Raw genomic sequence first — 11,447 nt, forward strand, 5'->3', positions numbered from 1 at the left:
CTTGCAAGGCGAAAGCATGCATTGTATGGTAGTGGCATGCAAATGATGATGATCTACTCCAGTCCCAGGAAACGGGGAAACAGTACGACGCTGGCGAAAACTTTTGCCCAAGCAGCCAAACAAACCTACACCCTGAAAGAGGTATTCCTGCAGGATGAACATCTTGAGCCCTGCCGTGATTGCAGATGGTGCAAGACTCATTTTCGCTGTGTAATCGAAGATGGAATGAATGACCTGTGCCAGGCATTCAGGGAAAGTGACGCAATCTGTTTTGCCACCCCGGTGTATTGGTGGGGCTTCTCGGCACAACTGAAGCTGTTCATCGATAGGCTGTACCAGCTCAAACTTGATGATTTCAAGGGCAAGAGACTCTATGTGATTGCAACAGGGGAAGACACACTCGATGGAGTGCAATACCGCTTGATCAGGGAACAGTTCGAGGCGATATGCGAGTATACCGCCATGCAATTTGCCGGCTATTTACCGGTTTGCGCCGGTGATGACAATCCTGCCAAAGAGAATGAAGAGGCTCTCGAGCAAGCGAGGAATCTTCTTACAAAAGCGTAAGCAGATCCTCAACTTCGCGAGCCATTGCATACATGGACGGCTCTTTCTCCATCCCCTTGGGAAATCCAAATCCCCAGTCAACTGCGATGAAGGCTACACCGGCTTCCTCTGCACCTTTCTGGTCGTGTGTCGTGTCTCCGATGAGAACAGCATCCTGCCTTTGAACGCCGAGGTCATCCAGGACCTTCCGGACAATGTCAGCTTTGGACAGTGAAGATGATTCATTGGCTCCTCGAATGGAATCAAAATAGGGGGCAAGGCCAAAATGCTCCATCATTTGTCGTGCAAGCGGCTCGTACTTCAGGGTGCCCACTGCAAGCAAATACCCGCTCTTCTTCAACGCATCCAGCGTATCTTCTATCTTTTCATAGGGAGTCGCATTGAATCTTCCATGCTCGTCATACTCCTTGCGGTAGATAACCACAGCCTGATCGATCAAGGAGGGATCAAGATCATAAACTTTCACAAAACATTGGGTTATGGGAGGTCCGATGAACTTGCTCAACTGTTTCAGATCGTGTTCAGGTTCCAAACCCAACCGTTCAACAGTAGCATTTGCCGATGCAAAGATGCCTGGTGAAGTGTTCATCAAGGTCCCGTCGAGGTCAAATATTGCGAGTTTGAAATTCATGGGTGAACCATATGCAATATTTGCTGGTGAATCAAGCCATTTGAAGCGATCAAATCGCATCGGATATCAGTAAACGGCATCTCGGGATTGGCGTTTGCCACCTCTCCTCCGGCTTCACGGACCAGCAGCATGCCGGCGGCCATATCATAATAGCCGAGGCAAAGCTCATAGTACCCATCCAGCCTCCCTGCTGCGATATAAGCCAGTTCCAATGCACAGGAGCCGAACGAGCGAAAGTCGCTTACAGCCAAAAACAGTCTCTGTGCAGTATTAAAGTACCCTTCGACTAGATCATGTTGTCGATGGGGAGGAGCACAGACCAACAGGGCTTTTGAGAAATCCGTTACACAAGATACAGCAATCCTCTGTCCATTCAGATAGGCCCCTCCACCTTCGCTGCCCCAAAAGAGTTCCTCCTGCCTTGGATTGAACACCACACCCACAAGCGGATGAAATGGTTCGAGTTCCCAAGCGATGCTGATCGTGTAATTGGGAAGCGACCGGAAAAAATTGGTAGTACCATCGATGGGATCCAGAATCCAGCGACCATGGCTTGCATTCCCGTTCGTACCTGTCTCTTCACCAAAAATCGTATCATCGGGAAACGTCTGCCTGATGGTCGAAATGATGAGTTGCTCACAGGCAAGGTCTGCATCAGTAACAAAGTCATTCTGATGCTTGTTGTGTACTTCGATATGGGGATTCTTTCCCGCCTCAAGTACCAAGGAACCAGCCAATCTTGCTGCCTGCAAGGCTACCTCCAGATGGCGGGAAATGAGATCTGTTTTATTCATCGTATTCTTTTCTTCTCCAGGATTCGTTCACCCAAGTTGACTACATATTTCCAGTCCGACTGCGAGAAGTCCTCGAACTTGATCGTCTTCTCCTCGGCATGATAGAGCGTCCCGGCATGGGTGTATCCCAAATACAGGACATTCCAAACTGTCTTGCCTTGAGTATACATTATGGCCCCGACATTGTTTCTCCGATCCCAAGCCCTCAGCATGTCCCCTTTTCCAGCCATCAGCACCACGGTAAGATCGATGCCGGGAATGGTGAACATCTTATCTTTATTGTCTGTATTCTGTGCCTGGCGAGCCTGCTCGATCAAAGACGATGTCCCCATGAGCAGCTGAGGCTCTGCGTTCTTGCAGAATTCAAAAAATAAAGTAGGGGAATTCTCTTTCAATTTCCCCAATATTTCCCTGATTGTGAATGGAAGATCTCCATCGAAGGAACTCTCGACTTCCTCCAATTGTACCATGGCAGCAGGCATGCTTTTCTCTGCATCAGCAGGAACTGCTTCCTTGCCTCCGGTTTTTGCAATCCTGTCTGCAAGAATAAAGCGAGGGATTGCAGGAGGCGTGAGCCCAAGCTTTTCCTCTTCCTTGCCTTCCTTGACAGTTTCCTGCTTGTTCTGACTTCTGAAGTCAGGCGGCATTGCGAGGCGATAATCCGGATGAAACGGTTGCCCCTCTGTTTTTTCCGAAGGCTCGTCCTTATCTCGAGCAAGCTTTTCCCCAATGGGAACCACAGGCTCCTGCTCCACCACAGGCTCCTGTTCTTGGTCAATTAGTTCGGATAGTGGCGTATCTTCATCAAATGCAAGCCCGGATTCAGTTTGGATAGCGTTTTGGAGGACTGGCTCTGGTTTCTTCTCTACAGGACTGGAACCACCTTTTGCAATATCGGAGAGATGGGAAAAGAAGGAGAATGGCGAGGAAGGCTTGCTGACAACCGGCTCTGGTTCTTCCTTATCTGTCTGGAGCATGGACACCAGATCGTCTTCGTCGTCTTCATCAGCGTCACCGGTGTGGAACAATTCGGAGAATTCTTCAGTTCCATCCTCCGCGTCCTCGTCAGCAAAGTTCAAGTAATCCTCTTGGACATCATCGTCCTCATCATCATGTTCAATGGCAGGTTCGAGGATGCAATAGGCTTCCAGCTCATATTCATCCCCTTCCCCATCTTGGTCCTCATAATGATCAAGATCGTCATCATCAAAATCAAACAAGCTCGGCTGTTCATCAAGAGCAGCGAGTTCATCAGCTGTCTCAAGCTCATCCTGCTCGTTCTCATCGTGAAGCTCATCGTTGTCAGAATCATCAGAAGCAGTAAAATATGAGGAGCCGATACATGGTGATGTATCTGGAATCTCATCCTCTGCTGGAATCTCATCCTCTGCTGGAATCTCATCCTCTGCTGGAATCTCTTCCCCGAGAGGATGTTCATCGTGATGCACATCAGAAAAAGGTGAAAGCCCGAGAATATCCTTTATGGCAGCAACACCCTCCCAATTGGAGGCAAGATTGGCGAGCTGCATGAAGGAGAGACTCAAAACATCGTGATCCATCGCAAGCGGATAGAGCATGGGATGCTTGGTATCGACAATTACCGTTCGCTTGCCCTGTGCCATCGCCAATGCTCGGTTTTCCAGCTCAGCCTTGAGAAAGATGCAATAAGCTTGTGCATCATCGAAAGGATTGAGAGATGCATAGGCATGCTCACGATATGGAACCTGTACGATGAGCTCTTTCTTTCCATCATCGAAGAGAGCGTTCAGTGTACCGCCTGGCACTGCAACATTACGCGTATAGTTCATGGTTCCCAGCATTGCAGTAAAGAATGTCACAGGAACGAGGGAGTGCTTCTCTTGTTCTATAGCATCCCACTGCGCAGCAAGATCAGGATTTTCCTGGCATACGGCACGCTTGATGCTCTCATATGCCCTCTGAAGCAACGATTCTGCATCGAAACAATAGTAATTTGCTCCAAATCGGAGAAAAGGAGACGCGTCTTGCAGTGAGCCATCAGTTAATAAAAAGGGAGCTTCCTCAGTCGGTCGGGAAGCAAAATTTCGGGAAAGCAGGTAGGCATCACGCTCGGAAAGCTTGGTATCCCTCAGGACATCGAACAGAGCAAAACCATCCCGTCGCTCTACGATGCTCTCTATCCAGGACTCCCATCCCTGCTCCTTGATGATGCGGTCCATGACTGCATCGAGATTCTCTACATTTTCTCCGCGGCTCTTATACATCTCAAGCTGAAGCATGCTCGCCTGCTTGAAAGTGGCGCTGTCCTCACGCAGTTGGTCGATTCCCTCGACCGCACGCCTGGCAAGCGTGAGAAACGAGGAAAGCAGACCATCGAGCTTGGCAGGAAACACCTCACCGACCAGGGCATTGAAAGGCTGCAACTGGTAACGCAACGCATTATAGGTTTGCTCAAGCAGATCAGCATCGACGATTTGGGGCAGGCAGAATTCGGTTGCTTCTTCCTGATAAGCCAGAAGAAGCTCATCCGAATCGATAATCTGCCGGGCTCTCAGCAGCAATGCCGTATTATCGACATAGCGGACGCTCTTCCTGCACAAATCCTCAAAGACTTGCGTAAGGCGTTTCCAATCCTTGCTTGCAATCTCACGATTCTGGGAAGGAGCGGCCTGCCAGTGAGGCAGGAGGGCGGCAAGGTATGAGACGAGCCTCTGGGAAACCTGCTGGGCGAATGCATCCTGCTTTTTTACCGTCGCAATACGCCTGCGTTCCCAACATGCATATTTCAGCAGCTCGAATGGGTGGTAGGCGAAAACAATGCTCTGGATGACCCGCACATCATTTGCAAGAAATACCGAGGCTTCCTTCAGATTCTTCTGGATTTTTTCCGGAGAAATCTCTCCAATGGAAAGCAAATCCCAACCCTCACTACTTTTCACTGCAACCACTCCTTAGCAAAGAGCATACCACACCTTGCACAGGCAATCAAACTCGCCAATCGCTACTTCTTTCAGACCTTTTCCAACGGAGGTGTCGTCATTGTCCGGTAGAAGACAAAGCACAACAATGCCGAGGCCAGGGCAAAGAGCGAATAGGATAAGAAGAGGGTGCGATACCCAAACGACTCAACGATCAAACCACCCAAACTCGAACCGAGAACAGCAGGAAGCCCGGTACCCAAGGAGATATAGATGGATATTCCCAAGGTACGATGCGAACGCCTGACCCTTCGTGAAACAAAATAAATGGCTGCGGGATGAAAGAACCCATACCCAATGCTATGCAACAGCTGGCCCGCCAACACTCCAGAATAAGATGGGAGTAAAGCATAAATGATCAAGCGTACAACCATTGCAAACCCACTTGCAATGAACATGTGCACAGGAAGAACCTTCCTTCGCTGGATGAGGATTCCTGCAATGATCATGGCACCGAATTCGCTGCCTGCAGCAAGGGCGTTCATCAAGCTGATCGCATTGATCTTCAGCTCCTCAACCAGATACAACGAGAAGAAGCTGGAGATTGAGGACATGCTCATCCTGTTCAGGGCGATGATGAAAATACCCACCACAAAGGCCCGGTCGAACCAATGGCCCGTTTGCTCGACGCCGCCCAGGTCCTGGTTTCTGGGTCGCCTCGGCTCACGCTTCCAGCCCAGCACCAACAGAAAAAACACACAGCTGATAATCAGGGCGTACGTGCCGATACTGACATTACTCGTAAGATCCGGCTGATTGGTTGCCGCAAAAAGCAGGGAAAAGAACACAAAACCCACGGTTCCAAACGAGCGGATCAGGGTATATTTCTGGGAATCGCCGTTGAACAGATTATTGGCATACGAATCCAGGACAGGCATCAGCGAACGTAGGAAGAAAGCAAGCAGGACCAGACCGAGTACGGTCATTGCAATCGATGTGGATAGCATCAGGGCCGTCATGCCAAGTGAAGAGAGTATGGTGCTGAACAGGACAACACCCTTCATATTTCCCCGTTTGTCGACCTGCCGGGCAACCAAGAGCGGGCCTACAATGCCGGCTATTTCAAACAACGAAAGCAGCACCCCTACGACTTCGTAGGAGTACCCCATATTTCGCAGCATCACCTGCAGAAACGGGTTTACGATGGCATAAATGGAGTACATGAAAAAGAAGGAGGAATACAGGATGACCATAGCCCGCATTGTAGGCAATTGCGGGCACAGCAACAAGAGTAAACGGCTAGATTGTCAGGAAAGGGCGAGCCTTTTCGAGCACGGAAAACGGCAACTTCAAATCCTCAAGGCAAGTCAAGGGAGAGAGGCGGCGCTGGTTGACAATCCTGAGCACATACGTGGGACCGAGCCCGGGAACCCGCAAGAGCGCCTCCCTGGGAGCCCGCTTGACCGAGAGAGGGAAAAACTGAGGGTTGGCCTGTGCCCAAACAAGCTTCGGATCCCTATCAAGACAGAGATTTCCCTCTTTGGTGAACAACAGGTCTTCATAGGAGAACCCATACTTCCGTAAAAGCCAATCAGCTTGATACAAGCGGTGCTCCCGGGTAAGGGAGGCTTGGTTGTCCTCAGGGAGCAAACCGAGATCGAACAATTCAAGTTGCGGTCGCGGCTGCTGTCTCTGCTCTCCAGGCAGGCTTTGCTCACCAAGCCCTTTCTGGTATGCACTGAAATACAATCGACCCATATGGAGTTCCCGATACAATCGGCTGGTATAGAGCAAGATCTCCTTATCCAGCTCGTCACTTGCCCCGACGATGAACTGACTGGACGTATGAACCCGTTCATAGCGGGAACCTTTTGCGGTTTGGCTGGCGATGTACGTCAAGGGCTCCAGGATATCCTGAACATAGTTTTTGGTATCGGAAAGCTTGGCAACATGGTGCTCGCCGGGAGCCTCTATGTTCAAAGAAAGGGCCGAGGCATACTTGAGGGCCTCATCGATGCTCTCCTTGCTCGATCCCGGGATGACCTTCAGATGTATGTACCCCCGATAACGATAAGAGGTTCTCAAAATCCTTGCAGTATCAATAAGCATCCCCATGGTCTTTTCAGGCGAGCCAAGCACCGCACTGGAGAGAAACAGGCCCACGAGAGGGCGCTTGCTTTGAAACTCGTAAAAGAAGGAGGCCATCTCCTTGGGGGCGAGAGCAACAGGCCTGAAATCCTGATTGTTTCTCAAAGGACAGTACTTGCAATCGTTGGTGCAACGGTTGCCCAAAAGAGTCTTGAGCATGATACCCGGTCCGCCGCTGGCCGTCGTGGCGGGATAGAGCCACCCCGATCCTGTAGCATTACGCTTTCGATGCTCCTCGGGATTCTTGGTGCCACAAGCACAACTGAGGTCGTATTGCGCATCCCGACTTAAGATATCCAGCTTGCTTTGTGTATCCATTTCCTACCTCATTGCAGGAACATGGTAACATCAGTAAAGTAGTTTTGACAAGCTAGACTCCCCTGCTTTTATACTCGCTGATCAACAAGCCTGAGAGGGTAAGGGCCGTACCTATCGCATCGAGCTGCCCGAAAGGCTCGGAAAGGAGTGTTACCGCCACTGCGATGGTGATGAGGGGGCTGAGGTAGAGATAGAAGGAACTCTTGATCGCTCCGATTGTTCGCAACCCGAAATTCCAGGTAAGAAAACAGAAAGCGGAGGCGATGAGGCCGAGGAAAAGGAAATGATACAGGTAGGGAGTCTGGATCACCAGAGCAAGGGGAAGAGCTTCCCTGCTGATCAACAGAACAAGCGTATGGCCGATGAGGCCATAGAAGAACATGTTCCTGGTCACCAGCAGGTTCGGGTATCCTTTCCTGCCGATCACCCGGGTGAGCACCGTATAGAGAGCCCAGACCATGATTGCAAGCAATGCAAGCAAATCACCCTTGGGGTTGAAGGCCACCTCTTCCGTACTGGTGAACGTGAGCAGGATTATACCGGACATGGAGAGTGCCAAACCCACGAAATAGTTTTTCCTCAACTTCTCTTCCTTAAGGAACAGGTGGGAGGCGAGCAACGTGAAAAAAGGAGCTGTGGCAACGATGACCCCTACATTGCTGGCACTGGTGAAGAGCAAAGCCGTATTTTCAAGGAAGTAGTAGAGAAAAATGCCGCAAAACCCGGCGAGTGCCACCAATAACCGGTCCCCTCTCTGTGCATAGACCAAAGGCTTATGGTTTATGAGGGTCAGCACAAACAAGCCGAGCGTGGAGCGTACCACGAGAATCTGAGACGGAGTGAAAACAGCCAGCAATTGTTTTGAAGAGACATACGTGGTAGCCCACACGCTCATGGTCAACAACACCGCAAGATGCCCAAGAACGCGGGTTTTTTTCACGATAACTACTTCTTCCTGCATAATGGCCGGCAGTGTATCCCGATTTCTTCTGCAATGCAAGAAGCCGTGCTATACTAGTGATATCCGAGGAGGCGCCTATGATGACTTATCGTAAGGAACTGTGGTTTCACCTCAACAAACGACGCGGTCTGGTCAATATCACCGACGCCGTGCAGGAAGCAGTGAACGAGTGCGGGATCAAGGAAGGATTGGTCCTCGTCAACGCAATGAACATTACCAGCAGCGTTTTCATCAATGCAGTGGAGAAAGGCCTTCACGAGGACTTTGAGCTTTGGCTTGAGAAGCTCGCTCCCGAGCTTCCCTACGAACAGTACAAGCACAATACCGACAAGGAGCATAATGCGGACGGCCACCTCAAGCGGTCCATCATGGGCCGTGAGGCAGTCATCGCAATCACCGGGGGGAAACTCGATTTCGGCTCTTGGGAGCAGATTTTCTACTATGACTTTGATGGCATGCGCGACAAGCACGTGCTCATCAAAATCATCGGGGAGTGATCAGAGTTTTTCTCCCATCACTTCTGTTCGGTACACCTTCAGGCCTGCATCGATGCAGGCCACTGCTCGTTCGAGGTCGTGAGTGTTAAGCACATAGGCAATCCTGACCTGCCTTCTGCCGACTCCCTTGGTCACATAGAAGTCCTCGCAAGGTGCAACCATGACTGTCTCACCATGCAGGTTGAAATCCTTGAGCATGAACATGGCAAAGTTCTCCGCATTATCGACCGGAAGCTCGGCAACCATGTAGAAGGCACCTTTGGGCATGCTGCACTTCACTCCATCGATCTTCTTAAGTCCTTCGAAAATAAAGTTTCTTCTGCGTTCATACTCCTGGCGGACTTCAAGCAGATACGCATCATCCGTCTTCAATGCGGCACAGGCGGCAACCTGCTCGATATCGGGCGGGCAAAGACGGGCTTGGGCAAGCTTGAGAGCGTTGTCAAGGACATCCTTGTTTCGGCTGATCAAGGCACCAATACGGGAACCGCACATGCTGTAGCGCTTGGAAAAGCTGTCAACACAGATGACGCGGTCTGAAAACTCCGGAAAAGAAAGTACGCTGGTGAACTGTTTACCATCATAGCAAAACTCCCGATATACCTCATCCACTATCAAGAAAATGTCGTACTTCTTGCACAGGTTCAAGAGCTGGAGCATCTCGTCCTGTGTGTAGACATGACCGGTGGGATTGTTCGGGCTGCAAATCAGGATGGCCCCTGTTTTGCGGGTGATTTTCTTCTCAAACTCGGAGATGTCGGGAAGTGCAAAGCCATCCTCCATATTACTGGTGATCGGGACCAAGTTTACCATGGCTGAATGGGCAAAGGATGAGACATTCGTATAATACGGCTCGGGGATGATCACCTCATCATAGGGATCGCAAAGCGTCATGAATGCGAATTGCAGTGCTTCACTACCGCCGGTTGTGATAAGAATATCATCGGCCTTCACATCCAGACCATACTTGGCATAATACGCAGGGAGAGCTTCCCTGAGCTCCTGTCGACCCTCGCTATTTCCATAGGCAATGATGGTTTCATCGTAATGACGCACCGCATCAAGGACCTGGAAAGGCGTTTTAATGTCAGGCTGGCCGATATTAAGGTGATAGACCTTGATTCCGCGTTTGACAGCATCGCGGGCATAGGGTGAAAGACGTCTGATAGGGCTGCATTGGAAAGCGGAAATTCTGTGTGACATTTGCATAAGAGACACTCCAAGAACTCAGTTTGGATTTGTCGACACCATCCCCGATACAACGTAAAAGGGACAATGAAGTGGGATAAGCCCGGAGCCGCAACGATGATCAGTCGCGGTCCGGGTCACTAGCACTGGCCCCTGGCAGGGGAGCTTGTGGATTTGCCTGACTGTTGTCTATCAGGATTTGGATGAACTTGCGGTTATCAAGCAACGGGCTGATTGAACGCCCGTGATGGAGACGGCTGATGACTCGAGCGAACAGCTCGGTGATATCAGCTTGGATGTACCACTCCTTGTCCAACAGGTCATGACCATGGAACACGGCATTCGTGCCGATGATCCGATAGAAAATCCCTTCCTTGTACGCAGCATCGAAATCCTCGACGGCGTTGGCGTTGAACAACGGAAGACTGACCATGCAGATGATTTTCTTGGCACCAAGGTTGGTCAATTCACGCATGGCGATGATCATGGTTCCACCGGTGGCGAGCATGTCGTCGGCAATGAGGACGGTCTTTCCGCTGACATCGCCAAGGAGATTGATGCTCTTGATATTGGAATGCTTCGCATCCTTGCTGACGATGGAGTAGTCACGTTCCTTGTACAACATGGCCAGAGGCCTGTGCAGGGCTTGGGCGTAAAACTTGTTCCTGCTGATCGCTCCGGTATCGGGAGCGACAACCACCAGCTCCGGGTCGCTGAAATCGATGAGCTTATGCAGGGCGATCAAGGTCTGGTAGGAAGCATGCAGATTCTCCAGATGCAGATTGGAGAAGCTGTTCTCAATTTCACGGCTATGGATATCGAGCGTGATAATCCGCTCAACCCCGAGCATTTCGCAAATCCGGCCGAACATGGCCGCTGTCAGGGCTTCCCGTCCACCCTTCTTGTGCTGGCGTGAATATGGATAGGTAGGAAGGACCAGCGTCACACTATCGGCACCGGCAAGCTGGAGAGCGTTTATCGTGGTGAAAAGGAACATCAGATGGTCGTTCACCGAAAGACTTACCGGTTCATCCGATCCAGCCACCTTCACCGGTTCACTGTTGGATACATCGTAAATGATGAAAATCCTCAGCCCCCTGACAGCATCGAGAATCTCAGCCTTCTCTTCCCCGTTTGCAAACTTGGTATACTTTACCTTGATGGTAAAATCGGGACACTGGAACGTTGTTGGACATTTGGTCCTGGGAATACGCTTATTGTTCAAGTCATCCATAAGCGTAACTGTTCTCAGAATCTCTTCCTCACTCATTCCGTGGCGTTTGGCCAAGGCTGTGGAGAGTTTTTCGTAGCGCTCCAAATAGAGACGGCGAAGGTGCTTCACAACCTTGCCGGTGAAATATTCTGAACCAGGACCTGAGATAATCCCAAGCTTATGGGGTTTGATGATGCTCATGGCCAAACCATACAACAACAGGGCCTAAAGTT

General features: G+C 50.5%; 10 protein-coding genes. 2 read left to right on the top strand and 8 right to left on the bottom strand.

Going from position 1 to position 11,447, the window contains the following annotated elements:
• Positions 1–36 precede the first annotated feature (36 nt).
• The gene (locus B3F49_RS01655) at positions 37–567 is read left to right on the top strand and encodes a flavodoxin family protein (protein WP_293908680.1); all 531 of its coding nucleotides are present in this window, start codon (positions 37–39) and stop codon (positions 565–567) included.
• Here B3F49_RS01655 and B3F49_RS01660 read toward each other — a convergent pair.
• The 6 genes from B3F49_RS01660 to B3F49_RS01685 form a co-directional block, all read right to left on the bottom strand.
• Positions 554–1,198 carry an HAD hydrolase-like protein gene (locus B3F49_RS01660; protein WP_293893957.1) on the bottom strand — a complete coding sequence of 215 codons (645 nt, stop codon included), beginning with the start codon at positions 1,196–1,198 and terminating at the stop codon, positions 554–556. The genes B3F49_RS01655 and B3F49_RS01660 overlap by 14 nt on opposite strands.
• Positions 1,195–1,992: an inositol monophosphatase family protein gene (locus B3F49_RS01665; protein WP_293893955.1), complete on the bottom strand. Its 798-nt coding sequence runs from the start codon at positions 1,990–1,992 to the stop codon at positions 1,195–1,197. The genes B3F49_RS01660 and B3F49_RS01665 overlap by 4 nt, the downstream gene beginning before the upstream one ends.
• Positions 1,989–4,910, bottom strand: coding sequence for a hypothetical protein (locus B3F49_RS01670; RefSeq protein ID WP_293908681.1), 2,922 nt, complete (start codon positions 4,908–4,910; stop codon positions 1,989–1,991). Before B3F49_RS01670 ends, B3F49_RS01665 begins: the two co-directional genes overlap by 4 nt.
• Before the next feature lie 71 nt (positions 4,911–4,981).
• Positions 4,982–6,142 carry an MFS transporter gene (locus B3F49_RS01675; RefSeq protein WP_293893950.1) on the bottom strand — a complete coding sequence of 387 codons (1,161 nt, stop codon included), beginning with the start codon at positions 6,140–6,142 and terminating at the stop codon, positions 4,982–4,984.
• A gap of 46 nt (positions 6,143–6,188) precedes the next feature.
• Positions 6,189–7,355: a radical SAM protein gene (locus tag B3F49_RS01680; protein WP_293893948.1), complete on the bottom strand. Its 1,167-nt coding sequence runs from the start codon at positions 7,353–7,355 to the stop codon at positions 6,189–6,191.
• A 52-nt stretch (positions 7,356–7,407) separates the two neighbouring features.
• Positions 7,408–8,316, bottom strand: a complete 909-nt coding sequence (locus B3F49_RS01685; protein WP_293908682.1) for a DMT family transporter — start codon at positions 8,314–8,316, stop codon at positions 7,408–7,410.
• A gap of 77 nt (positions 8,317–8,393) precedes the next feature.
• On the opposite strand from B3F49_RS01685, the gene B3F49_RS01690 reads away from it, so the two are divergent.
• Positions 8,394–8,813 (top strand): secondary thiamine-phosphate synthase enzyme YjbQ, encoded by a 420-nt coding sequence (locus tag B3F49_RS01690; protein ID WP_293893943.1) that lies wholly within the window; start codon positions 8,394–8,396, stop codon positions 8,811–8,813.
• Here the strand turns inward: B3F49_RS01690 and B3F49_RS01695 are convergent, their stop codons facing one another.
• Together B3F49_RS01695 and prs are read right to left on the bottom strand one after the other, a co-directional pair.
• Positions 8,814–10,022, bottom strand: a complete 1,209-nt coding sequence (locus tag B3F49_RS01695) for a pyridoxal phosphate-dependent aminotransferase (protein WP_293893940.1) — start codon at positions 10,020–10,022, stop codon at positions 8,814–8,816. It lies immediately after the preceding gene.
• 100 nt (positions 10,023–10,122) lie between these two features.
• Positions 10,123–11,415, bottom strand: a complete 1,293-nt coding sequence (gene prs / locus B3F49_RS01700) for a ribose-phosphate diphosphokinase (protein WP_293893937.1) — start codon at positions 11,413–11,415, stop codon at positions 10,123–10,125.
• Between the last annotated feature and the right edge of the window lie 32 nt (positions 11,416–11,447).

It is taken from the genome of Sphaerochaeta sp. UBA5836, assembly GCF_002432845.1.
Classification (GTDB): Bacteria; Spirochaetota; Spirochaetia; order Sphaerochaetales; family Sphaerochaetaceae; genus Sphaerochaeta.